Genomic DNA, 23699 nt, shown 5'->3' on the forward strand with positions numbered 1-23699 from the left:
CTTTCCATGATCACCCTCCACGGCATCCCCAACTGCGACACCGTCAAGAAGGCCCGCTCCTGGCTGACCGAACACGGTGTGGAACACCACTTCCACGATTTCAAGAAACAAGGCGTGCCCGAGGCCGAACTCGACCGCTGGTTGGCTGCGGTGGGCTGGGAAACCCTGATCAACCGCAAGGGAACGGCGTGGCGCCAGCTCGACGAAGCCGTGCGGGCCGGCGTGACCAATGCAGCCAGCGCTCGGGCCGTGGCGTTGGCGAATCCGAGCGTGATCAAACGCCCGGTGGTGCAGTGGGCCGACGGCATCACCGTGGGGTTTGACGCTGCAGTCTGGCAAGCGCGCCTCTGATCCCCGACGGCCGCCCCACCCCCGCGGCCTAAAATCGCGGTTTCGTTTTTCGACTTCACCCCCCAGCACCATGAGCACCACCCAATTCGACGGCGTGACCGTCAACACCCAGGCCAGCGTGTACTTCGACGGCAAGTGCATCAGCCATGGCATCACCTTCGCCGACGGCACGAAAAAATCGGTCGGCGTGGTGCTGCCCGCCACGCTCACCTTCAACACTGGCGCTCCGGAAATCATGGAGTGCGTGGCCGGCGGTTGTGAATACAAGCTGGCCGGCACCGATGTCTGGCTCAAGTCCGGCCCGGGCGAGAAGTTCAGCGTGGCTGGCAACAGCAGCTTCGACATCCGCGTGACCGAGCCCTACCACTACATCTGCCACTTCGGCTGAACCCTCATGGCCACCATTCTTCAAAACCTCCCCACGCAGCAAAAAGTCGGCATCGCCTTCTCCGGCGGCCTCGACACCTCGGCAGCGCTGCTGTGGATGAAACAAAAGGGCGCGATCCCCTACGCCTACACCGCCAACCTCGGCCAGCCCGACGAGCCGGACTACGACGAGATCCCGCGCAAGGCCATGCAGTACGGCGCCGAGCAGGCGCGCCTGATCGACTGCCGCACCCAGCTCGCGCATGAGGGCATTGCCGCGCTGCAGTGCGGCGCCTTCCACATCAGCACCGCGGGCGTGACCTACTTCAACACCACCCCGCTGGGCCGCGCCGTCACCGGCACCATGCTGGTGGCTGCGATGAAGGAAGACGACGTCAACATCTGGGGCGACGGCAGCACCTACAAGGGCAACGACATCGAGCGCTTCTACCGCTACGGTCTGCTGACCAACCCCAGCCTGAAGATCTACAAACCCTGGCTGGACCAGTTGTTCATCGACGAACTCGGTGGTCGCGCCGAGATGAGCGCCTTCATGACGGCCAATGGCTTTGGCTACAAGATGAGCGCCGAGAAGGCCTACAGCACCGACAGCAACATGCTCGGCGCCACGCACGAAGCGAAGGACCTCGAACACCTCAACAGCGGCATCGCCATCGTCAACCCCATCATGGGCGTGGCGTTCTGGAAAGACGAGGTCGCGGTCAAGCGCGAGACGGTGACGGTGCGCTTTGAAGAAGGCCAACCGGTCGCGCTCAACGGCGAGACCTTCGCGAGCCCGGTCGACCTGATCCTCAAGGCCAATCAAATCGGTGGCCGCCACGGTCTGGGCATGAGCGACCAGATCGAGAACCGCATCATCGAAGCCAAGAGCCGCGGCATCTACGAAGCCCCCGGCCTGGCGCTGCTGCACATCGCCTACGAGCGTCTGGTGACCGGCATCCACAACGAAGACACGATCGAGCAGTACCGCGTGAATGGTCTGAAGCTCGGCCGCCTGCTCTATCAGGGCCGCTGGTTCGACCCGCAGTCCATCATGCTGCGCGAGACGGCCCAGCGCTGGGTGGCGCGCGCCATCACCGGCGAGGTCACCATCGAGCTGCGTCGCGGCAACGACTACTCCATCATGAACACCGAAAGCGCGAACCTCACGTATGCGCCGGAACGCCTGAGCATGGAGAAGGTGGAAGACGCGCCGTTCACGCCACTGGACCGCATCGGCCAGCTGACCATGCGCAACCTGGACATCACCGACACGCGCGCCAAGCTGGGCATTTATGCCAAGGCCGGGCTGCTGTCGTTGGGGGATGGGGCCAGCATGTTGAAGCTTGAGGGGGAGTAACTTCTCTCGCTGCCATTTCTGGCATGTACCTCGCGGGATCGATGCGCTGTGGCGCTCTGCGCAGCGAAATCAAGGGGGAGGGGCGGCGCAGCCGACCCGGAGGACATTCGCGGAGTCGGCGGCCGCGCGCCATCGGGCAACGAGGAAACGCAGGCGCGCGAACGCAACGCAAACAGGTCAAACAACAACGGGCTCAGTCTCCAGCAAGATCCCGAACCGCTCATACACACTGGTCTGGATCGCCTTGGCCAGCGTCATCACCTCGCCACCAGTGGCGCCCCCCCGGTTCACCAGCACCAGCGCCTGCCGCTCGTACACCCCCGCATTGCCCACGCCCTTGCCCTTCCAGCCACAGGCGTCGATCAACCAGCCGGCGGCCAACTTGATGCTGCCATCGGCCATCGGGTAGTGAACCACCTTGGGTTCGCGCGCAATGATGTCGGCACACTGCTCGGTGGTCACCGTCGGGTTCTTGAAAAAACTGCCCGCGTTGCCGATCACCGCCGGGTCCGGCAGCTTGGCGCGGCGGATCGCGCAGACCCAATCGAAGATCTGCTGCGCGTTCGGTGAGGAAATGCCGGTATCTGCCATCTTGCGGTCCAGATCGGCATAGCCCAGCACCGGCTTCCACGGCTTGGGCAGCCAGAAACGCACGTGCGTGATGAGCGCGCGGCCTGCCAGACCCAGACCCTTGGCGCCCGCTGGCGTGTGCTTGAACACCGAATCCCGGTAGCCAAAACCACATTGCGCCGCGTTGAGCGTGAAACTCTGGCCCGTCTGCAGGTCGATGGCGTCCAGCGCATTGAAGCGGTCTTGCAACTCCACGCCGTAGGCCCCGATGTTCTGCACCGGCGAGGCGCCCACCGTGCCCGGAATCAGCGCCAGGTTTTCCAGCCCGGGGTACCCCTGCTCCAGCGTCCAGCGCACGAACTCGTGCCAGTCTTCACCCGCACCGGCCTCCACCACCCAACCCTTGGCGGTTTCCTCCACCAGGCGCCGCCCGGTGATTTCGACCTTGATCACCAACTGCTTGATGTCGCCCGTGATCACCAGGTTGCTGCCGCCACCCAGCACGAAAGCCGGCGCGCCCGAGCCGGCGCGCACATCCTGATCGGCCAGCAGCGCCAGCACGTCGTCCGTCGAGCGAACGCGCACCAGGCGCTGCGCCCGGGCAACGATGCCAAAAGTGTTATATGGCTGGAGCGCCACGTTGTTCTCGACTACCATTCTTCAATTCTCTCATTCACCTTTTTGCAAGACCTCCAGCATGCCCTCTTTTGACACCGTTCTTGAAGCCGATTTCGTGGAAGTGAAAAATGCGGTCGATCAGGTTGCGCGCGAAATCGGAACCCGCTTTGATTTCAAGGGCACGAGCGCGGCCATCGAGCTCAAGGACAAGGAAATCATCCTGCACGGCGACGCTGATTTCCAGCTCCAGCAAATTGACGACGTGCTGCGCAGCAAACTGACCAAACGCGGCGTGGACGCACGTTTCCTCGATGTGGGCAAGGTCGAGAAGGTCGGTGGCGACAAGGTCAAGCAGGTGGTGAAGGTGCGCAACGGCGTCAGCACCGAAGACGGCAAGAAGATCCAGCAAGCCATCAAAGGCAGCAAGCTCAAGGTGCAGGGCGCCATCCAGGGTGACGCGGTGCGTGTGACGGGGGCAAAGCGTGACGACCTGCAAGCCGCCATGGCGCTGATCAAGTCCGAGCTAAAAGACCTGCCGCTCTCTTTCAACAATTTTCGCGACTGAGGTCTTGTGCGCTTCGTCGCTTCAACGCTGTCCGCGCTGGCGATGCTGGCCGGTCCGGCCGTTGCTCAGCAGGTAGCGCTCTCGGGCGTGGCGGGCGGCAAGGCCCTTGTCACCATCGACGCGGCAGCGCCGCGCTTCCTGAGCCCGGGCCAGGCGCATCAGGGCGTGAAGCTGCTGAGCATGCAGGGCGAGACGGCTGTGATCGAAATCAATGGCCAGCGCCAGACCCTGCGCGTGGGCGACGCGCCGGTCAGCCTGGGCCAAGCGAAGACCGACGCTGGTGGGAAACGCGTCGTGCTCACCGCCGACGCCCAAGGGCACTTCATGCCCCCCGGCCAGATCAACGGCAGGCAGGTCCAGTTCATGGTGGACACGGGCGCCACGCAGGTGATCCTGAGCGAATCGGACGCCAAGCGCATCAACCTCAAGTACGAGCAGGGCCGAAAAGTGAATGTGAGCACGGCCAACGGCGGGGTCGTCGGCTATCAGGTGCGCCTGGATTCGGTGCGCATTGGCGAAGCGCAGGTGTTTGACGTGACCGCCATCGTGCTGCCTCAACCGATGGCCTTCGTGCTGCTGGGCAACAGCTTTCTCTCGCGCTTCCAGATGCAGCGCACCAACGACCAGCTCACGCTCGACCGTCGGTATTAACAAGGGAGACACCCCCGCGGCGCTTCGCGCCACCCCCTCAAGGGGGCAACACCAGCGGCCTGGCGGAGCCAGTTCCGCGGTGTTTCTGGATCAAACTTTCTGCGCGCCGGTGACGACGATTTCAATGCGCCACGCGGCGTTCGCCAGCGCTGCTTGCACCGTTGCCCGTGGCGGTGCGGTGCCCGGCACCACCCAGGCATCCCACACTTCGTTCATCACGCCGATGTCCTGAATATCGGCCAGAAAGATCTGCGCTCGCAGGATGCGCGACTTGTCGCTGCCGGCCTCCAGCAAGCGCTGCTGCACCTGCTCCAGCACGTCCTGCGTCTGGCCGCGAATGTCGGTATCGCCTCGCTCGGGAACCATGCCCGCGAGGTAGACAACGCCGTTGAACACGGCCGCTTCGCTGTAGCGAGCGGCCACGCCGATGCGCGTGATGTGCTGACTCATGACTTCTTCGCCCCCAGTTTGCTTTCCTTGCCGGCCAGCAGCCGGTTGATGTTTTCCGAATGCCGCCACACCAGCAGCAGGCCCATGACCGCGAGACTCAACACCATCGCGCCGGGGGCGTTCCAGGCCACGCGGTGACCCAGCAGAAAAAACGCCGGTGCAAACACCGCGGTGACGATGGACGCCAGCGAGGAGTAACGAAAGAACGCGGCGATGATCACCCAGGTGGCCAGCGCGGCCAGCCCCAACCAGGGCTGGAAGCCAAAGATCACGCCGGCTGCCGTGGCCACGCCCTTGCCGCCCTGGAAGCGGAAGAACACCGGGTAGAGGTGGCCCAGGAAAGCCGCGAGGCCAACCAGCGCCACCGTGCCGTCGCCCAGTCCGTAGGCCTCGCCCCACCACTTCACCACCACCACCGGCAGCCAGCCCTTGAGCGCATCGAGCAAAAGTGTGATCGCCGCGGCCGCCTTGTTGCCGGAACGCAGCACGTTGGTGGCGCCGGGGTTCTTGCTGCCATAGGTGCGCGGGTCGTTCAGGCCCATGGACCGGCTCACGAGCACGGCAAACGACAGCGAGCCGATCAGATAAGCAGCCACAGTGGCCAACAGGGGATAGAGCAATGGCAACGAAGTCTCCTCGGTGGTTCGGGCCGCGCTCTGAAGGGCAAGAGCAGGCTGGGTAAGCAGGCAGGGTAGGCGGGCTGGCTATTCTGCCAGTGCGCAATCCACCGGCTTGGCAGCCAGGGGGCCGATGAGCACGGCCGGATCGATGCCCACCAGATACCCGCGACGCCCGCCGTTGATCCAGATGCGCGGCAGCGTCAACACCGCGGCTTCCACGTAGACCGGCATGGCGCGCTTCAGACCAAACGGCGACGTGCCGCCCACGAAGTAACCGCTGTGGCGGTTGGCCACCTCGGGCTTGCAGGGCTCGACCGACTTCGCGCCGATCTGCCGTGCCAGGTTCTTGGTCGACACCGTGCGGTTGCCGTGCATCAACACCGCCAGCGGCTTGGCAGCCTCGTCCTGCATGATCAAGGTCTTGACCACGGCGAATGGATCAAGTCCCAACACCTGTGCGCTGTGCTGCGCGCCACCGTGCTCCAGGTATTCGTAGCTGTACTCGGTGAACACCACGCCGTGCGCCTTCAGCCAGGCGGTGGCGGGCGTTTCACTGACGTGGGACTTCTTGGCCAAGCGTCAGCTCACTGCGCGGGATCCCTGCGCTCCCAGCGGATCTTGTCGATCTCGGTCAGCAGCTCAGGCGACAGTGTTGTGCCCCAGGCGTCCAGGCATTCGTCGAGCTGGGTCAGTGAGGTCACGCCAATGATGGTGCTGGCCACGCGCCAGTTGGTGTAGCAGAAGGCCAGAGCCATCTGCGAAGGCGTAAGGCCATGGTCGCGCGCCAGGGCGTTGTAGCGGCGTGCCGCGTCCAGCGCTTCGGGCCGGCCCCAGCGCTGCTTGCGCATGGATTCAAAAATCGCCATGCGCCCGGCATCGCCCACCAGACCGGTCTCGTCGTACTTGCCACTGAGCAAGCCGAAGCCCAGCGGCGAATAGGCCAGCAGCGACACACCCAGGCGATGGCAGGTTTCGTCCAGCCCGTTCTCGTAACTGCGGTTGATCAGGCAATACGGGTTCTGCACCGTGGCCACGCGCGGCAAGCCGTGCTGCTCGGCCAGGCGCACGAACTCGTGCACGCCGTAGGGCGATTCGTTGGACAGGCCGATGGCCTTGACCTTGCCCGCCTTCACCAGCTCGGCCATCGCCTCCAGTTGCTCCAGTATCGATGCGCAGGGCTTGTCCTTCGACGGATCGAAGGACAGCAGTCCAAACGCCGGCACATTGCGCGCGGGCCAGTGAATCTGGTACAGGTCGATGGTCTCGGTTTGAAGACGGCGCAGGCTGTTTTCACAGGCCTTGATGATTTCCGCCTTGCTCACGCCCGAGTTTTCGCCGCGAATCCACGGCATGCCGCGCGATGGGCCTGCCACCTTGGTGGCCAGCACCACCTTGGCCCGAAGACTTGCATTCTTGGCGAACCAGTTGCCGAGGATGGTTTCTGTGGCGCCACAGGTCTCGGCACGCGCCGGCACCGAATACATCTCGGCCGCGTCAAGGAAGTTGATGCCGCGTTCGATCGATCGATCAAGGATGTTGTGCGCGTTGGTTTCATCGACCTGTTCACCAAATGTCATGGTGCCCAGGCAGATCGGTGGTACGTGCAGCGCGCTCGCGCCCAATGGAACATTTTTCATGCAATTTTTTGTAAAGTCAGGATGGAAGTGATGCCAAAGCGATAGGCCAAGGTATAAGTTTAGAGCGCATCGGGTTGCGCTGCAGTCACCATCAACACATCCTTGATGTTTGACGATGGAGCCGCCATCGCACCGAAGCCATTTGTCATTTCCATCCATCAACAACGCCAGTGGAGCATTGAACATGAATCAACTTACAAACATCACCCGTGGTCTGACCATCACCGCCCTGGCTGCAGCCATGGCACTCAGCGGCTGCGCCAACATGAGTGAAACCCAGACCGATTCGGCCAAGGGTGCCGGCATCGGCGCACTGGCTGGCGTGCTGCTGGGTGCTGCCACCGGCGGCTCCAAGGGTGCGGCCAAGGGCGCGGTCATCGGTGCAGGCGCTGGCGCCTTGGGCGGCTACATCTGGTCGACCAAGATGCAGGAGCAGAAGCGCGCCATGGAAGCCGCCACCGCCGGCACCGGCATCGGTGTGAGCCAGACCTCTGACAACCGCCTCAAGCTGGACGTGCCGGCCGACGCGGGTTTTGCCACCGGCAGCTCCACCGTGAGCCCCACGCTGCAGCGCGTGCTCGGCCAGTTCGCCAACACGCTCAACGCCAACCCGGTGACCGCGATTGCCATCGTCGGCCACACCGACAGCACCGGCAGCGATGCGGTGAACAACCCGCTGTCGTTCAACCGCGCCAACAGCACGCGCGACTACCTCGTGGCCCGCGGCGTGTCGCCAGCCCGCTTCGCCACCGACGGCCGCGGTTCGCGCGAGCCGATCGCCGACAACAGCACGGCCGCTGGCCGCGCACAAAACCGCCGCGTGGAAATCTACGTGGCCGAGCCCGCAGCGCGCTGATCCATCCTCCCTCCCGAAAAGCCCGGCAGCCGCCGGGCTTTTTTCTGGGGTGTCGGCTCAGGCCCGCAAGGACGCCCGCGCCTCTTCCTGCAAACGCAACACCCGCCGCTGCACCTTGCCCGTGGTGGTCATGGGAAGCGAGTCGATGAACTCGATCTCTTTCGGGTATTCATAAGGCGCGAGTTTGCCCTTCACATGCGCCTGCAGTTGCTTCACCAGTTCATCGCCCGCCACATGGCCGGGCGCCAGCACCACATAGGCCTTGACCACCGCGCCGCGCTCGGCATCGGGTTTGGGCACCACCGCCGCATTGGCCACCGCCGGGTGCTTCACGAGGCAGTTCTCGATCTCGCTCGGCCCGATGCGGTAACCCGCGGCCTTGAACACATCGTCGGCACGGCCCTGATACCAGAGGTACCCATCGGCGTCGCGCGTGGCCATGTCGCCCGTGCGGCACCAGCTGTTGGACATGTCACCGGTGTACTTGGCCCGGGTCGACGCCTCGTTCTTCCAGTAGCCCAGGAAAAAGATCGGGTCGGGGTCGCCATGCACGTCGAGCCGGTGCACCGCCACATCGCCCGGCACGCCCACCGGGCACTCGTTGCCCTCTTCGTCGATCACCGCCACGCGGTGACCGGGGTAGCCCTTGCCCATGCTGCCCGGCCTGGCTGGGTAGAGGCGCGCGCAGTTGCCGACGATGTAATTGATCTCGGTCTGACCGAACATCTCGTTCACGGTCACGCCGAGCTGGTCGCGGCAGTACGCAAACACCGCGTCGCCCACCGCCTCGCCTGCGCTCATGAGGCCTTCCAGCTTGAAGCGATAGTGCTTCTTCGGCGTGGGAATGGCCTTCATCATGGCCTTGAGCGCGGTGGGAAACAGAAAGCTGTGCGTGACACCGTGGCGCTCGATCAACTCGAACGCGGTCTGCGGACCAAAGCGTCCGTTGAACGCGACGATGGGCCGGCCGAAATACAGCGTGGGCAGCAGCGCGTCCATGAGGCCTCCGGTCCAGGCCCAGTCGGCTGGCGACCAGAACACCGCCGTGGAAGGCGCCGAGGCATTGAACGGGTCGAAGCCGAACCAGTTCTGGCTGCACACGAAACCGGTGAGGTTGCCGATGAGTGCCCGGTGGGGGATCAACGCGCCCTTGGGATTGCCGGTGGTGCCGCTGGTGTAGATGAGCACGGCGGCCTCGTCGGCCAGCGTGTTGACCGGTGTGAACTCCGCCGGCTCCTGCGCCAGCAGCTCGGTCCAGTCGAGATCGGCGCGCATGCCTTCGGGCGTGCCGTCACCGTCCACCCCGATCACGCAGCGCAGCAGCGGGCAGTCGTCACGCACACCCAGGAGCGCGGGCATGGAGGGCTGGTCGCAAATGGCCACGACCGCTTCGCTGTCCTGCAACCGGAACTCCAGCGCCTCGGGCCCAAACAGCTGCGACAACGGCATGCCCACCGCGCCCATTTGCAGCACCGCCATGTAAGCCACTGCGGTCTCGAAACGCTGCGGCAGCACGATGGCCACGCGGTCACCGCGCTGCACGCCCATCGCGACCAGTGCGTTGGACAATCGGTTCGCCTGGTCAAGCAGCTCGGCGTAGCTGTGGCGCCGATCTTTCTGCTGGGGCGCGCACGCGGTCACGGCCGTGTCGCTGGACCGCTTGGGGTCCAGCGCCCAGCGCCGCATGCACATCTGCGCCATGTTGAAGTGTTCGGGCACCGCCCAGCCAAAGCGGCTGTGCAGCGCGTCGTACAGGTCGATGGGGGTGCTTGTCTTGTCTCTGGCTTGACTCGGGCGCATGGTGTGTCTCGGTCTCGTTCTCTATGATCCGACGAATGTACCAAGCACTGAGAGCCTCACGCAGCGAATTCGTCCCGGTCCGCAATCTGAACTACCACGTGCGCACATGGGGTCAGCGCAGCGATACCGTGGCGCCATTGGTGCTGGTACATGGCTGGATGGATGTGGCGGCTTCGTGGCAGTTTGTGGTGGACGCGCTGCAGACCGAGCGCTGGATCATCGCGCCCGACTGGCGCGGCTTCGGCCACACCCGGCTCGAAGGACCGGCAGTCGACAGCTACTGGTTCCCCGACTACATGGCCGATCTCGACGCCCTGCTCGATCACTACGTCGGCGAGCGCCAGGTCGATCTGGTGGGCCACAGCATGGGCGGCAACATTGCCATGATGTACGCGGGCGTTCGGCCCCACCGCATCGAGCACCTGGTGAACCTGGAAGGCTTCGGCATGCCCGAGACGAGGCCCGCGCAGGCGCCCGGCCGCTATGCGCAGTGGATGGATGAGATCAAGAGCGTTCAACGTGGCGGCAAGGCGCTCAAGAGCTACCCCGACGCCGAGGGCGTGGCGCGTCGACTCATGAAAACCAACCCGAGACTGGTGCAAGACAAGGCCGACTGGTTGGCCCAACAATGGGCGGCGCCCAACGCACAGGGCGAGTGGGAGATTCTGGGCGACGCGGCGCACAAGGTGACCAGCGCCCACCTGTACCGCCTGGACGAAGCGCTGGAGATCTACCGGCGCATCAGCGCGCCGGTGTTGTCGGTCACCGCCAGTGACGACAGCCTGGGGCAGTGGTGGAAGGGCACCTTCACTTTGGCCCAGTACCTGGAACGCGTTCGTGCCGTGCCGCGGCTGGAAAGCGCCGTGGTGCAGGAGGCGGGCCACATGATGCACCACGACCAGCCCGCAGAACTGGCGCGTTTGATCGAAGCGTTCCTGAACAGCGCGCCCTGACCGGTCCGCGCGTGTGCGGGTTGTTGCAACCGGTTTACCTTGCGTTCAAGGGGTGGCGGGCATACTCGCGCGTTATGAGATTTTTCCTACGCGCACTTTTCAGGCCCGCCGCGGTTGCCACGCTTGGCCTTCTCATGGGCGCACCGGCCATGGCGGGTGACTCGTTTCTCTGCCCGGGCTACGACCAGCCGCCAAGCGCCGATTCGGACGCTGCGCGCTACGAGGCCTTCTTTTCGCCCTACACCCACCACTGGACGCCGAACAGCGAACACCAGCAGGTGTATGCGATCAGCGTGAGCCGCCTGCTGCCCGAAAACCGCTATTGCGGCTTCAGCCTGTTCAACAACTCGTTCGGCCAACCATCGGCCTACGCCTTCGTGGGCAAGAGCTGGCCCGGCTTCTGGCAGGCGCAGCCACAGCTCTATGTGTCGGTCAGCGCCGGCATCATCTACGGCTACGTGGGCCAATACAAGAACAAGGTACCTTTGAACGTGGGCGGCTTCGCGCCCGTGATCGTTCCCGCCCTCGGCTACCGCCTGTCACCCAAGAGCACGCTTGAGATCCAGTTGCTGGGCACCGCTGCGGTCATGTTCGGTACCACCTGGCGCTTTTGAGCGGCACGGCCGCTGGTGGCGGCATGGCGTGAGAAAATCGCGGTTTTGACATTGACCGCAGGAACACCCCATGGAAGCCGAACGCAGCAACGCCATCCGATCACAGCTCGAAGACCTGACCACACGCGTGGTCGAGCTCCGGAGGTATCTTTGACTACGATGCCAAAGCATCGAAGCTGAAGGAAGTCGAGTCGGCACTGGAAGACCCCACGGTCTGGAACGACCCCAAACGCGCCCAGGACCTGGGACGCGAGAAAAAATCCCTCGAAGATGTGGTGCTGGTGCTCGATCGCCTCACCGGTGAGTTGACGGACAACACAGAGCTGTTCGAGATGTCGAGCGAAGACGGCGACGATGCCGGCCTGATCACCATCGAAGGCGAAGCCGCCAAGGTCGCGGCCGAGGTGGAAAAGCTCGAATTCCGCCGCATGTTCAGCAACCCGTCCGATCCGCTCAACTGTTTCCTGGACATCCAGGCCGGCGCCGGCGGCACCGAGGCTTGCGACTGGGCCAGCATGCTGTTGCGCCAATACCTGCGCTACGCCGAGCGCAAGGGCTTCAAGACCATCATCGAAGACGAAACCGAGGGCGACACCGCCGGCATCAAGAGCGCCACCATCAAGATCGAGGGCGACTACGCCTTTGGCCTGCTGCGCACCGAAACCGGTGTGCACCGACTGGTGCGCAAAAGCCCGTTCGACTCTTCGGGTGGACGCCACACCTCGTTCGCGTCGGTGTTCGTGTACCCCGAGATCGACGACTCGATCGAGATCAACATCAACCCGGCCGATGTGCGCACCGACACCTACCGCGCCTCCGGCGCGGGTGGTCAGCACATCAACAAGACCGACTCGGCCGTGCGCCTCACGCACATCCCCACCGGCATCGTGGTGCAGTGCCAGGACGGCCGCAGCCAGCACGGCAACCGTGACGTGGCGTGGAAGCGCCTGCGCTCCAAGCTGTACGACTTCGAACTGCGCAAGCAGCAGGAAGAACAGCAGAAGCTTGAAGACACCAAGACCGATGTGGGCTGGGGTCACCAGATCCGCTCGTACGTGCTGGACAACAGCCGCATCAAGGACTTGCGCACCAACGTCGAGATCTCCGCCACGCAGAAAGTGCTGGACGGCGATCTCGATCCCTTCATCGAAGCATCACTGAAGCAAGGCGTTTGATCATGAGCTCACTGCGCGAAGGCCCCACCACCGTGGTTCGCCGCGAAGACTACGCCGCCCCGGCCTACTGGATCGACACGGTTGACCTGTGCTTCGACCTGGACCCGGCCAAGACGCGCGTGCTCAACAAGATGCGCCTGCGCCGCAACCCGGACGTGCCGGCGCAAGCCTTGCGGCTCGACGGTGAAGACCTGAACCTCGCGCGCGTGCTGGTCAACGGCGCGGGCTGCTCGTTCAAGATGGACGGCCAGCAACTGGTGCTGGAGAGCCTGCCCGAAGGCACGGAGCCCTTCGATCTGGAAATCTTCACCACCTGCACTCCCGAGAAGAACACCCAGCTCATGGGCCTCTACGTGAGCCAGGGCACCTTCTTCACGCAGTGTGAGGCCGAGGGCTTTCGCCGCATCACGTATTTCCTGGACCGCCCGGACGTGATGGCCAGCTACACCGTGACGCTGCGCGCCGACAAGGCCAAGTACCCGGTGCTGCTGTCCAACGGCAACCTGGTGGAAGAAGGCATGCTGCAAGGACCTGGCAATGAGGGCCGTCACTTCGCCAAGTGGGTGGACCCGCACAAGAAGCCCTGCTATCTGTTCGCGCTGGTTGCCGGCCAGTTGGTGGCGCGTGAGCAGCGCATCACCTCGCGCAGCGGCGGCAAGCACCTGCTGCAGGTGTATGTGCGCCCGGGCGACATGGACAAGACCGAGCACGCGATGAACTCGCTGATCGCCAGCGTGGCCTGGGACGAGGCCCGCTTCGGCTTGCCGCTCGATCTGGAGCGCTTCATGATCGTGGCCACCGCCGACTTCAACATGGGCGCGATGGAGAACAAGGGCCTCAACATCTTCAACACCAAGTACGTGCTGGCCAACAGCGCCACCGCGACCGACACCGACTTCTCCAACATCGAATCGGTCGTGGGCCACGAGTACTTTCACAACTGGACCGGCAACCGCGTCACCTGCCGCGACTGGTTCCAGCTCTCGCTCAAGGAAGGCCTCACCGTCTTCCGCGACCAGGAATTCAGCATGGACCTGTGCGCCGAGCCCTCGGCGCGCGCGGTCAAGCGCATTGAAGACGTGCGCGTGTTGCGCACCGCGCAGTTCCCCGAAGATGCCGGCCCCATGGCGCACCCGGTGCGGCCCGACAGCTACGTGGAGATCAACAACTTCTACACCGTCACCGTGTATGAAAAAGGCGCCGAGGTCGTGCGCATGATGCAGACCCTGGTGGGGCGCAACGGCTTCGCCCAGGGCATGAAGCTCTACTTCGAACGGCACGATGGCCAGGCCGTCACCTGCGACGACTTCGCGCAATCGGTGGCCGATGCCAACCCGCACAGCGACCTCGCCCGTCTGCTGCCTCAGTTCAAGCGCTGGTACAGCCAGGCCGGCACGCCGCGCTTGCGCGCCGAGGGCCTGTATGACGCCGCCGCCCGCAGCTACACGCTCACCCTCACCCAGAGCTGCGCGCCCACGCCCGGTCAAAACGCCAAAGAGCCGTTCGTGATTCCGGTCTCGCTCGGGCTGTTGAGCGCCGACGGTGCTGAACTGCCGCTGCAACTCGCCCACTGGGCGCAGCCCGAAGCCGGCAGCCGCACCTTTGTGTTGACGCAAGCCAGCGAGAGCTTCACCTTTGTGAACCTGGACAGCGAGCCCGTGCCCTCGCTGCTGCGCGGCTTCTCGGCGCCCGTGGTGCTCGACTGCCACTACACCGACGCGCAGCTGCTCACCTTACTCGCGTCCGACCCCGACCCGTTCAACCGCTGGGAAGCCGCGCAACGCCTGGCCCTGCGCCGCGCGCTCATGGCCATCCTGAGCGATGACCCGGTGCCCGAATCGCCGCTGGACACCGCCTACCTCGGCGCCATGCGCGACGTGTTGCGCCACCCCACGCTGGACGCCGCGTTCAAGGAGCTCGTACTCACCCTCCCCAGCGAGACCTACATCGCCGAGCAGTTGGGCGAAGTGGACCCGCAGCGCGTGCACGCCGTGCGCGAAGCCATGCGCCTGCAACTCGCGAAGGCCCTGCAGGCCGACTGGGCCTGGGCATTCGAGGCGCACAAAGACAACGGCGCCTACCGCCCCGACCCGGTGAGCACCGGCCGCCGCGCGTTGGCCGGCATGGCACTGAGCATGCTGTGCCTGGACGCACGCACCAGCGGCGATGTGGTGTGGCCCGGTCGCGCCTACCAGCGCTTCAAGGACGCCGGCAACATGACCGACCGCTTCAACGCCTTGTCGGCCCTGGTGGTGAGCGACCACGCCCTGGCGCGCGATGCCCTCGCCCGCTTCCACAGCATGTTCCAGAACGAAGACCTGGTGCTCGACAAGTGGTTTGCCCTGCAGGCCGGCGCGCCCGACCGCGGTGGCAACGTGCTGCCCGCGGTGCGCCAACTCATGAAGCACGCCGACTTCCACCTCAAGAACCCCAACCGCGCGCGCAGTGTGATCTTCAGCTACTGCAGCGCCAACCCCGGCGCGTTCCACCGCGCGGACGCGGCGGGCTACCTGTACTGGAGCGAGCGCGTCGTCGAACTCGACACCTTCAACCCGCAAGTGGCCGCCCGCCTGGCGCGCGCGCTCGACCGCTGGAAGAAACTCGCCGAGCCCTACCGCAGCGCCGCGCGCGAAGCCATCGCCCGCGTGGCCGCAAAGACCGACCTGAGCAACGATGTGCGCGAAGTCGTGACGCGCTCGCTCGCCGATTGAATTTCCTCCGTCCACGCCACCCATACCGTTCGGGCTGAGCCTGTCGAAGCCTTTACCAGACCTTCCTCATGAGCAACAAACGCATCTCCCTCACCCGCTACCTCGTCGAACAACAGCGTGTTCACGGGCACATTCCTTCCCAATTGCGCCTGTTGCTTGAAGTGGTGGCACGCGCCTGCAAGAGCATCAGCCAGGCCGTCAACAAAGGTGACCTGGGCGGCGTGCTCGGCGCGGCCACCACCGAGAACGTGCAGGGCGAGATGCAGAAGCAGCTCGACATCATTGCCAACGAAGTGCTGATCGAAGCCAACGAATGGGGTGGCCACCTCGCGGCCATGGCCAGCGAAGAAATGGAAGGCATTTATGTCGTGCCCAACCGCTACCCGCAGGGTGAATACCTGCTCCTGTTCGATCCGCTCGATGGTTCCTCCAACATCGATGTGAACGTCAGTATCGGCACCATCTTCAGCGTGCTCAGAATGCCCGAGGACGACCGGGGCGTGGACGAAGGCGACTTCCTGCAGGCGGGGCACCGGCAAGTGGCCGCCGGCTACTGCGTCTACGGCCCGCAGACCACGCTGGTGCTCACCGTCGGCGACGGCGTGGCCATGTTCACGCTCGACCGCGAGCAAGGCTCGTTCGTGCTCACCAAAGAAGACGTGCAGATCCCGCCCGACACGAAAGAATTTGCCATCAACATGAGCAACATGCGCCACTGGGACGCCCCGGTGAAGCGCTACGTGGACGAATGCCTGGCCGGCAAGGAAGGGCCCCGCGGCAAAGACTTCAACATGCGCTGGGTCGCCAGCATGGTGGCCGACGTGCACCGCATCCTCACGCGCGGCGGCATCTTCATGTACCCCTGGGACAAGCGCGAACCCGAGAAGCCCGGCAAGCTGCGCCTGATGTACGAAGCCAACCCCATGGGCTGGCTGGTCGAGCAGGCAGGCGGCGCCGCCACCAACGGCAAACAACGCATTCTGGACATCCAGCCCGGCAAACTGCACGAACGCGTGAGCGTGATCCTGGGCTCGAAGAACGAGGTCGAGCGCGTGACCAGCTACCACACCGGGCTATAATCGCGGGCGTTGCCGGTGTAGCTCAGTCGGTAGAGCAGCTCATTCGTAATGAGAAGGTCGGGTGTTCGATTCATCTCTCCGGCACCACTATATAAAAGCCCCTGACTGTCATGGTCAGGGGCTTTTTCTATGTAGTTGGCGCGTAACTCCGCTTAGATGGTGCTCGAAACCATCCGTCTCGGTTGGTGTCGTCCGAGGAGTAGCTTTCAACGCCAAAGGATTTTGTGGGCGAGAAGCTGTGCAGAGCGAGCGAATCCAGCGGGCGGCTCAGACGCTCGACCATGAGCGATATCGTCCCGAGCCTTTTTCAACTCCAAGAAGTGCGAGACGTCAGACTCAGTCAAGTCCGTCCAAACGCACGCCGCACACCAGACAAATCGGTCAAACAAGTTTGTGAGCGCCTCCATCTTGGTCTGCAACATACTGGAAGTGACCGCCGACGCCGAAGGGACTGCCGAGGTAAGTGAGGTCACATGCAGGCGATGATCGATTCGCGCGAACACTGCATGCGTATGAATTTCCAGGGCGAGGAAGAAGTTCAAAAATCGCTTTAACTCGTCGACCTCACCAAGCCCCAGTGAGAAGAATTTTGCAGATTTCGGGTTCATCTGCGAGGCTTTTAAGGTGACGTCGGTCAATGCATTTCTCAAGGCATCTTCATCGAAAGGACGGGACACATACGCCTCTGCCTTCCCCTCAAAACGGATGTCATGCAAGTGCGTGCCATCCACGCATCGCCCGGATGAACCTCGTTCGAGCTTTTTAAGCGCGACAAATAGATCTGGCTTGTTGAGCGCACATGTCATGGCGGTGAGGATTGGGGGAATCACACGTTGCTCCAACGCGCGCATTGCCGCCCTCGCCTCGGGAAAGCTGTCATATGTAGTCAGGCTGCCATCTTCGTGGCGTTGCATACGGCCTGCAGTGCAATCAAAAAAATCCGATGGTCCAACGCCGATCAATACAAATGGGCCCTTCGACTTCACGCGATCGAGCCACTCACTTTCTGACTCACAAAAATCACCATCCTCAATTGCACGGCATCCCGCATTCACGCTCTTTGAAATCGCAATGCGATAGTCAGCTCCGGCAACCCTCGCCATCAACGCTTGGCAAAATTCATCTGGGACAACTAAGCCGCGTGCCTCGTACGCAGTAACACTCAAAAAACTTGCCGACAACTGGCCAGGCGCAATCACCTCGCGAAATCCCATTCTTTCAAGGGCGTAGTTAGAAAACGTCCAAGTCATTCCATTCCTCCACAAGTCGAATCAACAGCGGTCTTGGCGAAAGCCGACATCAGAGAGTCAAGACGATTTGCCGCGAGTTGCAGCCCTTCTGGTGCGACGTGAGCAGATCTTTCGACCATTGATTGAACCACCCCGACTTTCGTGGAGGCTGGCTGGCACTAGTCAAGCAACGCTTGCTCCAGGGTCATCTCCGTGACGTTCAAGTCACGACATCAAACTACCCAAACCGCTCCGGCGAAAACGGCCTCACATCCACCCTCGGCGTCGCCCCGGTCATCATCGCCGCCAGCAGCTCCCCCGTCACCGGCCCCAAGGTGAAGCCCTGGTGCCCATGCCCGAAGGCGCACCACAGGCCGGGCACTTCGGGCACAGGGCCGAAGACGGGTTTCATGTCGGGCATGCAGGGTCGCGTGCCCATCCAGGGCTCGGCGTCCACGCGTTCGCCGAGCGGGAAACTTTGCCGTGCGATTTTTTCGGCGGCGTCGATCTGTGTTGGCGTGCGTGGCGAATCGGCGTTCGCGAGTTCGGCGCCGGTGGTCAGCCGCAGGCCGTCTTTCATGGGCGCGACCACGTAGCCGTTCTCGGCATCGATGATGGTGCTGTTGAGTGGCTTGCCGGGCAGGCGGGTGTAGTGCATGTGATACCCCCGCTTGGGGATCACGGGCGCGGTGTAGCCGAAGCGTTCGGTGAGCTGCGTGGTCCACGGTCCCAGCGCCACGACCACCTGGCTGGCCTCCAGCGTTTGACCGTCAGCGGTGTCCACCTGCCAGCCACCCGCATCGGTTTTGCGCAGTGTCATGGCGTCGCCCAGGTGCACCGCCCCACCCCGCTGCTCGAACAGGCGCGCATAGGCCTGCACCAGATCACCGGGGCTGCTGATGGCCACGGGGTCGGTCCAGCGCACGGCGCCAGCGAACGCACCCACGAGCGAGGGTTCTTCCCTGGCCACGTCCGCGCCCGTGAGCTTGATGTGGTGCACGCCGTCTTTGGCGCGCTCGTCGGCCACCTCGAAGAAGCTTTGCAGCTCGCGTTCGGTGCGGTAGAGCATGAGGTAGCCCTGCCCCGCCACGAGGTCGTTGGCGCCCGCGTCGTTCATCAGCTGCGTGTGCGATTCCAGTGAGAGCGCGATCAGGGTCTCGTACTCGCGCGAGATCTGTTTGTAGACCTCGGGCGCCGAGTTGCGGTAGTAGTCCCACAGCGGCCCCAGCATGCGCGCGGCGTCGCCCGCGTGGTAGCGCACGTCCACCCGCTGGTTGGTGGCGCCGGAGAGCAGGAAGCCCAGGTCGCGCGGCAGCGCATAGGGTGCGATGGCTTCGCGCTGGATGATGCCGGCGTTGCCGTACGAGGTCTCAAGCCCCGGCGCACGCCGGTCGAGCAGCGCAACGGACTGGCCGCGGGCCTGCAGATGGAGCGCACAACCCACGCCCACCATGCCGGCGCCGAGAACGATGATGTCGTGTTTCATGGTGGAGCTCCTTCTGGTTGCTGCGTTTTTTGTTGCATGCTGATGACAGCCTTGGCCGCCTGTGGGGCTTCTGTTGTAAATATCGGGAAAGCCCTGTTGCATTACATCATCGTAATCAAGTAGCCACTTCCAATCCATAGACTCCGGATCACTTCCTGCATGGTGCAGGGAGCATGGGCCACAAGCCCTGCATTTTTTCTTCGGAGCACCCACATGAAAAAGAGCCTCATCGCTCTGGCCGTCCTGGCCACCACCGGCGCCGCCATGGCCCAGTCTTCTGTCACCTTGTATGGTCGCCTCGACGCATCGGTCGGTAGCCTCGACCAAGGCGCTTCCAGCGACACGCGCATGTTCTCCGGCAACCTGACCACCAGCCGCTGGGGTGTGATGGGCACCGAAGACCTGGGCGGTGGCCTCAAGGCCAACTTCCGTCTGGAGACCGCCATCGACGTGACCAACGGTGCCAGCGCCAACTTCACCCGCGCCAGCTGGGTGGGCCTGAGCGGTGGTTTTGGTGGCGTCACCATGGGTCTGCGCGACAGCGCCTTCAAGGACGCTTTTGACCTGGGCAACACCTACAACCTGTTCGACTCCGAGTTCACCGCCGGCAAGGCATCCACTGAAGGCGCCAGCGCCGTCAACGTGGGCAATTTCACCAGCCGTCCGACCAGCCAGATCCGCTACGACTCACCCAAGTTCGGTGGCTTCTCAGGCGCGTACTCGTACGCCTTCGACCAGACCGCAGGCACCGAAAGCGACATCCAGGCATTCCACCTGCGCTACGCAGGCGGCCCCCTGGACGTGGCCCTGGGCTTCCAGCAGCAGAACTCGGCCACTGCGGCCAACGACCGCGACTACACCGTGCTCTCGGGTCTGTACAACTTCGGCGCGTTCCGCCTCTCGGCCCAGTACCAGAACGCAGAAACCGCTTCCAACCTGAAGGACAACGATTTCGCCATCGGCGTGTCGGTGCCTTTCGGCGCGTTTGATCTGTCGGCCGGTATCGCCACCAGCGAAACCAAGGCCAACGGCATCAAGGTTCGCGAAGGTTCGGCCTTCTCGTTGGGCGGCACCTATGCCTTGTCCAAGCGCACGCGCGTGTACGCCGCCTACCTGGATGGCGACACGGAAGACGCCGCCGGCACCACGGCGACCGAGCGCAAGCTGTACTCGGTGGGCGTGGCTCACACCTTCTGATTTCCAAACCCTCTCGAATCTCCAAGGATTGTTGACACCCACCGCTCGCAAGGGCGGTGGGTTTTTTTCATGGGCGCGCGAAGGTTCAGGCAGCCAGGCCCGGATTGCCGTCCATGCCGATGATGCGCGGCGTGTTGATCTGCACGCCCTTGATGACCTTCTTCTCACGCAGATAGCCCGAGACCACGTCCCAGATCGGCTCGCCCTTCACACCCTCTTGCACCGAAGCCCAGCCGGCCACCTTGTAGGTCTTGTCGGCCTCGATCAGCTTGCCTTTGATGGTCATGTTGTTGATGCGCTGGCCCATGGCCGCATTGGGCGTGATGGTGTACTGCATGCCGCCCACGCGCACCATGTCGCCGCCCTGCTGGTAGTAGGGGTCGGGGTTGAAGATGTTGTCGGCCACGTCTTCGAGGATGGTCTTGATCTGTTCGCCGGTGAAGGTGTTGAGCGTGGTGGCTGGGTAGGTCAGCGCCATCTGGTCCATCATGCGTTCGTAGGTGATGCTGTCGCCCGGCAGCAGCGAGGTGCCCCAGCGCACGCCGGGGGAAAACGCGGCATCTGCGCCCTTGGTTTCCATCAGCGCGTCGCAGATCACCTGGTCCCAGGAGCCGTTGAAGTTGCCGCGGCGGTAGAGCAGGTCTTCGGTGACGGCGAGCTTCTCTTCGAGCTTGTCCTTGTAGGGCGCGCGCACCTTGTCGATGAGCGCCTGCATGGCGGCGTCGGCCGGCAGCAGGTTGGAGAAGATGGGCAGCAGCTTGTATTGAAAGCCCTGCACCTTGCCACCGCGCACGTCGAAGTCGAGCACCCCAAGAAACTTGGTGTTGGAGCCGGCATTGGTCACCAGCGTCTGGCCGCCGGCGTTTTTCACCACGAAGGGCGCGGGCATGCCGTCGTGTGTGTGGCCGCCCAGAATCGCGTCGATGCCGCGCACGCGCGAAGCCATCTTGATGTCCACGTCCATGCCGTTGTGCGAGAGCACCACCACCACCTGCGCGCCCTTGCCACGCGCTTCATCCACCATCTTCTGCATGTGCTCGTCCTGGATGCCGAAGGTCCAGTCGGGCACCATGTAGCGCGGGTTGGCGATCGGGGTGTAGGGGAAGGCCTGGCCGATCACCGCCACCTGCACGCCGTTCATGTCGCGCATCGCGTACGGCTTGAAGACCATGTCCTCGAAGTCCGTGGTCTTGATGTTCTGCGCAAGGAATTCCATGTTCCCCTTGAGATCCTTCTCCACGATCTCCTGCACGCGCTTGGCGCCGAAGGTGTGCTCCCAGTGCGAGGTCATCATGTTCACGCCGAGCAACTTGCAGGCGTCCACCATGTCCTGACCGTTGGTCCACAACGAGGTGGCCGAACCCTGCCAGGTGTCGCCACCGTCGAGCAGCAGCGCGTTGGGGCGGCTGGCCTTGAGCTGCTTGACCAGCGTGGCCAGGTGCGCGAAGCCGCCGACCTTGCCGTAGGTTTTGGCGGCCTGGCTGAAGTCGAGGTAGGAGAACGCGTGGGCCTGGGCGGTGCCGGGCTTGATGCCGAACTGCTTGAGGAGCTTCTCGCCCACGATGTGCGGCGGGCGGCCCACGGCCTCGGCCACGCCCAGGTTCACGCTGGGTTCGCGGAAGTGGATGGGCGTGAGCTGCGCGTGGCAGTCGGTGAAGTGCAAAAAGCTCACGTTGCCGAACTTGGGCACGCTGTAGAGGCGCTCACCTGCGCCGGGTGCTGCGGCGAGCACGTCGCGGTGGTTGAGGGCCATGCCGGTGGCGCTCGCCACGGCCAGCACCTGCATGAATTCACGGCGGCTGAAACTCATCTCTGCACCTATAAATAATTGATCGCTGATATTTAGGCGAAATTTTTTAGGGGATCACAGACCCTGGCCGCCTCACGCGGCCAGGGTCAACACCTCATTTGTTGACGGGCGAGGCGGGGTCGAGCAGCAAGGCCATCACGTCCTGGATCTGCTTCTGGTTCAGGATGGCCATGTGGCCCACGCGCGGCATTTGTGAACACGCGTTGTAGGCGCGCGCGTTCCAGAGCTTGCCCCAGGTGTATTCCACGATGGCCTTGCCACCGGCGCTGTTCGGGTCGGTCACGCCACGCAGCTTGCCGTAGTTGTAGAGGCTGGGGCCCAGCGTGCCGAAGGAGATTTCCTCCTTGCTGATCTGGTGGCAGTTGTAGCAATTGCCGCCGTTGGGGTCGCCGGCCTTGTCGGTCCAGGTCAGGCCACGGCCGCTCTGGGCAATCTTCTCGCCCTCTTTCCAGTCACCGATGAACTTGCCGTCGGTGGGCCATTTCACGGTCTTCATGTTGGCCGCTTCGATGGCCTTGGCCACCTTGTCGTCCAGCGGCTTGCCGGCCACATCGGCCTGCATGCAAGCGGCATTCGCCTCGTCCTGGTTGAGGCGGTCCAGCGTTGCGATGCCGCGCGCCTGGAACGAGCTCTTGAGCATGGCGGCGGTAGCCTTGTCGGCATCTGCCGCCGACGGCGCTGCCGAACAGCCGGCCAGCAACACGGCGGCCAAGGTGGTGACGAAGGCGGTGGTTTTGTGTTTCATGCAATGTCTCCTGGATCAGCGCTTGATGGCGGGCACGATGGACTCGGCGCCCTTGGCGTTGACGCCCATGTAGACACCGAGTGCGATGGTGGCATCGCTGCCGAACTTGGGCTCCGGGAAACGCTGCTGGCGGAAGCAGTCGTTCAGCCGCTGTTGCATTCCCCACATCTGGGAATTGGACACACGGTAGGCAGGCCAGGCGGCAAAACCAATGCCGTCGCCCGGGTTCTTGGTGAGGTTGGGCAGATCCTGCAGGCGGATGCGTTTGTCGTCGCTGCCATGGCACGACGCGCACGAGAAATCGTGTGTGCCACCCCGCGTGAAGAACATGCGTTTGCCCGATTCGAACATGAGCTTTTCCTGAGCATGCGCCTGAGGCAAGTTGAAGTCCATGCCTTTCGAAGCCGTGGCCACATAGGTGGCCAGCGCCGTCACGTTGGCCATCTCGCCGCGACCAAACGGTGTCTTGGTGATGTCTTCGGCCTTGAAGCCCTGCAGCGTTTCCATGCAGGTGATGAGCCGCGTCTCCAAGTCTTGCACGCGGCCTGTATCGGCGAAAAAGCGGGGCATTTCGACAAATGCTCCCTTGATGACCCCAGGCCCCTTGCCCAGATCGCACTGCTCCAGCGACGCGTTCTTCGGACCGCGCTTCTGTTTCCAGAGTTCCTCGCCCTTCATTTCGAACAGCTCGGCCGGGTTGCCGTCCTGCAGCATCTCGCGGTACTTGGCAATGCCTTCGGCGGCCGTGCCTTGTGCGTGGGCTGCACCAAATGCAGCAGACAACGCCACCAGCGCCATCAGTTCTCGGGCCAGGGTCTTCTTCATGGGGTCTCCTCGTTCTTGGTGTGAAAAATCA

Annotated in this window: 23 protein-coding genes and 1 tRNA gene; 13 read left to right on the plus strand and 11 right to left on the minus strand. The window is 63.6% G+C overall.

Annotated elements, in window-relative coordinates; genetic code table 11:
• Positions 1 to 6: 6 nt before the first annotated feature.
• The 3 genes from ASE11_RS13745 (at position 7) to argG (ending at position 2077) form a co-directional block, all read left to right on the plus strand.
• A complete protein-coding gene (locus ASE11_RS13745) occupies positions 7 to 351 on the plus strand; it encodes an ArsC family reductase (RefSeq protein ID WP_056272399.1) in 345 nt (114 codons plus the stop codon).
• A gap of 70 nt (positions 352 to 421) precedes the next feature.
• On the plus strand, positions 422 to 739 hold the full coding sequence (locus tag ASE11_RS13750) for a pyrimidine/purine nucleoside phosphorylase (RefSeq protein WP_056272403.1): 318 nt from the start codon (positions 422 to 424) through the stop codon (positions 737 to 739).
• 6 nt (positions 740 to 745) lie between these two features.
• Positions 746 to 2077 (plus strand): argininosuccinate synthase, encoded by a 1332-nt coding sequence (gene argG / locus ASE11_RS13755; RefSeq protein ID WP_056272407.1) that lies wholly within the window; start codon positions 746 to 748, stop codon positions 2075 to 2077.
• Positions 2078 to 2254: 177 nt separating this feature from the next.
• On the opposite strand, the gene murB is transcribed toward argG, so the two are convergent.
• A complete protein-coding gene (murB, locus tag ASE11_RS13760) occupies positions 2255 to 3304 on the minus strand; it encodes a UDP-N-acetylmuramate dehydrogenase (protein WP_056272410.1) in 1050 nt (349 codons plus the stop codon).
• Between the two features lie 40 nt (positions 3305 to 3344).
• On the opposite strand from murB, the gene ASE11_RS13765 reads away from it, so the two are divergent.
• Entirely contained in the window at positions 3345 to 3830 is a 486-nt protein-coding gene (locus ASE11_RS13765) for a YajQ family cyclic di-GMP-binding protein (protein ID WP_056272411.1), read from the plus strand.
• A gap of 42 nt (positions 3831 to 3872) precedes the next feature.
• The gene (locus ASE11_RS13770; RefSeq protein ID WP_056274120.1) at positions 3873 to 4481 is read left to right on the plus strand and encodes a TIGR02281 family clan AA aspartic protease; all 609 of its coding nucleotides are present in this window, start codon (positions 3873 to 3875) and stop codon (positions 4479 to 4481) included.
• A 90-nt stretch (positions 4482 to 4571) separates the two neighbouring features.
• On the opposite strand, the gene ASE11_RS13775 is transcribed toward ASE11_RS13770, so the two are convergent.
• The 4 genes from ASE11_RS13775 to ASE11_RS13790 all read right to left on the minus strand — a co-directional run bounded on the left by ASE11_RS13775 (position 4572) and on the right by ASE11_RS13790 (position 7188).
• A complete protein-coding gene (locus ASE11_RS13775; protein ID WP_056272416.1) occupies positions 4572 to 4931 on the minus strand; it encodes a RidA family protein in 360 nt (119 codons plus the stop codon).
• Positions 4928 to 5557 (minus strand): glycerol-3-phosphate 1-O-acyltransferase PlsY, encoded by a 630-nt coding sequence (gene plsY / locus ASE11_RS13780; RefSeq protein WP_056272420.1) that lies wholly within the window; start codon positions 5555 to 5557, stop codon positions 4928 to 4930. Before plsY ends, ASE11_RS13775 begins: the two co-directional genes overlap by 4 nt.
• A gap of 78 nt (positions 5558 to 5635) precedes the next feature.
• On the minus strand, positions 5636 to 6127 hold the full coding sequence (locus ASE11_RS13785; protein ID WP_056272424.1) for an aminoacyl-tRNA deacylase: 492 nt from the start codon (positions 6125 to 6127) through the stop codon (positions 5636 to 5638).
• An 8-nt stretch (positions 6128 to 6135) separates the two neighbouring features.
• On the minus strand, positions 6136 to 7188 hold the full coding sequence (locus tag ASE11_RS13790) for an aldo/keto reductase (RefSeq protein ID WP_056272428.1): 1053 nt from the start codon (positions 7186 to 7188) through the stop codon (positions 6136 to 6138).
• Between the two features lie 184 nt (positions 7189 to 7372).
• On the opposite strand from ASE11_RS13790, the gene ASE11_RS13795 reads away from it, so the two are divergent.
• Entirely contained in the window at positions 7373 to 8044 is a 672-nt protein-coding gene (locus ASE11_RS13795) for an OmpA family protein (protein ID WP_056272432.1), read from the plus strand.
• 57 nt (positions 8045 to 8101) lie between these two features.
• Here the strand turns inward: ASE11_RS13795 and ASE11_RS13800 are convergent, their stop codons facing one another.
• Positions 8102 to 9844: an acyl-CoA synthetase gene (locus ASE11_RS13800; protein WP_056272436.1), complete on the minus strand. Its 1743-nt coding sequence runs from the start codon at positions 9842 to 9844 to the stop codon at positions 8102 to 8104.
• A gap of 35 nt (positions 9845 to 9879) precedes the next feature.
• Here ASE11_RS13800 and ASE11_RS13805 point away from each other — a divergent pair, with 35 nt between their 5' ends.
• The 6 genes from ASE11_RS13805 (at position 9880) to ASE11_RS13830 (ending at position 16463) form a co-directional block, all read left to right on the plus strand.
• Positions 9880 to 10797, plus strand: coding sequence for an alpha/beta fold hydrolase (locus ASE11_RS13805; RefSeq protein WP_056272438.1), 918 nt, complete (start codon positions 9880 to 9882; stop codon positions 10795 to 10797).
• 74 nt (positions 10798 to 10871) lie between these two features.
• Positions 10872 to 11411 (plus strand): hypothetical protein, encoded by a 540-nt coding sequence (locus ASE11_RS13810; RefSeq protein ID WP_235501297.1) that lies wholly within the window; start codon positions 10872 to 10874, stop codon positions 11409 to 11411.
• Positions 11412 to 11481: 70 nt separating this feature from the next.
• Positions 11482 to 12586, plus strand: a protein-coding gene (gene prfB / locus ASE11_RS13815; RefSeq protein WP_156406359.1) for a peptide chain release factor 2 whose coding sequence is annotated in 2 segments (ribosomal slippage) — positions 11482 to 11562 and positions 11564 to 12586 — 1104 coding nt in all. Because the reading frame shifts where the segments join, the coding sequence is not laid out codon by codon here.
• A gap of 2 nt (positions 12587 to 12588) precedes the next feature.
• Positions 12589 to 15297, plus strand: coding sequence for an aminopeptidase N (pepN, locus tag ASE11_RS13820; protein WP_200959359.1), 2709 nt, complete (start codon positions 12589 to 12591; stop codon positions 15295 to 15297).
• 68 nt (positions 15298 to 15365) lie between these two features.
• Positions 15366 to 16376, plus strand: a complete 1011-nt coding sequence (locus ASE11_RS13825) for a class 1 fructose-bisphosphatase (protein ID WP_056272447.1) — start codon at positions 15366 to 15368, stop codon at positions 16374 to 16376.
• Between the two features lie 11 nt (positions 16377 to 16387).
• Positions 16388 to 16463, plus strand: a tRNA-Thr gene (locus tag ASE11_RS13830).
• A 119-nt stretch (positions 16464 to 16582) separates the two neighbouring features.
• Here ASE11_RS13830 and ASE11_RS13835 read toward each other — a convergent pair.
• Positions 16583 to 17626, minus strand: coding sequence for a hypothetical protein (locus ASE11_RS13835; RefSeq protein WP_156406360.1), 1044 nt, complete (start codon positions 17624 to 17626; stop codon positions 16583 to 16585).
• 217 nt (positions 17627 to 17843) lie between these two features.
• Complete coding sequence (locus tag ASE11_RS13840) at positions 17844 to 19091, minus strand: NAD(P)/FAD-dependent oxidoreductase (protein ID WP_056272454.1); 1248 nt, start codon at positions 19089 to 19091, stop codon at positions 17844 to 17846.
• Between the two features lie 213 nt (positions 19092 to 19304).
• On the opposite strand from ASE11_RS13840, the gene ASE11_RS13845 reads away from it, so the two are divergent.
• Positions 19305 to 20288 (plus strand): porin, encoded by a 984-nt coding sequence (locus ASE11_RS13845; protein ID WP_056272459.1) that lies wholly within the window; start codon positions 19305 to 19307, stop codon positions 20286 to 20288.
• Between the two features lie 85 nt (positions 20289 to 20373).
• Here ASE11_RS13845 and soxB read toward each other — a convergent pair whose 3' ends face one another.
• The 3 genes from soxB to soxA all read right to left on the minus strand — a co-directional run bounded on the left by soxB (position 20374) and on the right by soxA (position 23668).
• Positions 20374 to 22098: a thiosulfohydrolase SoxB gene (gene soxB / locus ASE11_RS13850; protein WP_056272462.1), complete on the minus strand. Its 1725-nt coding sequence runs from the start codon at positions 22096 to 22098 to the stop codon at positions 20374 to 20376.
• Positions 22099 to 22192: 94 nt separating this feature from the next.
• Positions 22193 to 22843, minus strand: a complete 651-nt coding sequence (gene soxX, locus ASE11_RS13855; protein WP_056272467.1) for a sulfur oxidation c-type cytochrome SoxX — start codon at positions 22841 to 22843, stop codon at positions 22193 to 22195.
• 15 nt (positions 22844 to 22858) lie between these two features.
• Positions 22859 to 23668: a sulfur oxidation c-type cytochrome SoxA gene (soxA, locus tag ASE11_RS13860; protein WP_056272470.1), complete on the minus strand. Its 810-nt coding sequence runs from the start codon at positions 23666 to 23668 to the stop codon at positions 22859 to 22861.
• Positions 23669 to 23699 lie beyond the last annotated feature (31 nt).

Source organism: Hydrogenophaga sp. Root209 (assembly GCF_001428625.1).
Classification (GTDB): Bacteria; Pseudomonadota; Gammaproteobacteria; order Burkholderiales; family Burkholderiaceae_C; genus Hydrogenophaga.

Bases quoted from the DNA above. Each gene is read 5' to 3' on its own strand.
- ASE11_RS13745 (WP_056272399.1), top strand. From the start codon at position 7: ATGATCACCCTCCACGGCATCCCCAACTGCGACACCGTCAAGAAGGCC.
- ASE11_RS13750 (WP_056272403.1), top strand. From the start codon at position 422: ATGAGCACCACCCAATTCGACGGCGTGACCGTCAACACCCAGGCCAGC.
- argG (WP_056272407.1), top strand. From the start codon at position 746: ATGGCCACCATTCTTCAAAACCTCCCCACGCAGCAAAAAGTCGGCATC.
- murB (WP_056272410.1), bottom strand. From the start codon at position 3,304: ATGGTAGTCGAGAACAACGTGGCGCTCCAGCCATATAACACTTTTGGC.
- ASE11_RS13765 (WP_056272411.1), top strand. From the start codon at position 3,345: ATGCCCTCTTTTGACACCGTTCTTGAAGCCGATTTCGTGGAAGTGAAA.
- ASE11_RS13770 (WP_056274120.1), top strand. From the start codon at position 3,873: ATGCTGGCCGGTCCGGCCGTTGCTCAGCAGGTAGCGCTCTCGGGCGTG.
- ASE11_RS13775 (WP_056272416.1), bottom strand. From the start codon at position 4,931: ATGAGTCAGCACATCACGCGCATCGGCGTGGCCGCTCGCTACAGCGAA.
- ASE11_RS13790 (WP_056272428.1), bottom strand. From the start codon at position 7,188: ATGAAAAATGTTCCATTGGGCGCGAGCGCGCTGCACGTACCACCGATC.
- ASE11_RS13795 (WP_056272432.1), top strand. From the start codon at position 7,373: ATGAATCAACTTACAAACATCACCCGTGGTCTGACCATCACCGCCCTG.
- ASE11_RS13800 (WP_056272436.1), bottom strand. From the start codon at position 9,844: ATGCGCCCGAGTCAAGCCAGAGACAAGACAAGCACCCCCATCGACCTG.
- ASE11_RS13805 (WP_056272438.1), top strand. From the start codon at position 9,880: ATGTACCAAGCACTGAGAGCCTCACGCAGCGAATTCGTCCCGGTCCGC.
- ASE11_RS13810 (WP_235501297.1), top strand. From the start codon at position 10,872: ATGAGATTTTTCCTACGCGCACTTTTCAGGCCCGCCGCGGTTGCCACG.
- pepN (WP_200959359.1), top strand. From the start codon at position 12,589: ATGAGCTCACTGCGCGAAGGCCCCACCACCGTGGTTCGCCGCGAAGAC.
- ASE11_RS13825 (WP_056272447.1), top strand. From the start codon at position 15,366: ATGAGCAACAAACGCATCTCCCTCACCCGCTACCTCGTCGAACAACAG.
- ASE11_RS13835 (WP_156406360.1), bottom strand. From the start codon at position 17,626: ATGACTTGGACGTTTTCTAACTACGCCCTTGAAAGAATGGGATTTCGC.
- ASE11_RS13840 (WP_056272454.1), bottom strand. From the start codon at position 19,091: ATGAAACACGACATCATCGTTCTCGGCGCCGGCATGGTGGGCGTGGGT.
- ASE11_RS13845 (WP_056272459.1), top strand. From the start codon at position 19,305: ATGAAAAAGAGCCTCATCGCTCTGGCCGTCCTGGCCACCACCGGCGCC.
- soxB (WP_056272462.1), bottom strand. From the start codon at position 22,098: ATGAGTTTCAGCCGCCGTGAATTCATGCAGGTGCTGGCCGTGGCGAGC.
- soxX (WP_056272467.1), bottom strand. From the start codon at position 22,843: ATGAAACACAAAACCACCGCCTTCGTCACCACCTTGGCCGCCGTGTTG.
- soxA (WP_056272470.1), bottom strand. From the start codon at position 23,668: ATGAAGAAGACCCTGGCCCGAGAACTGATGGCGCTGGTGGCGTTGTCT.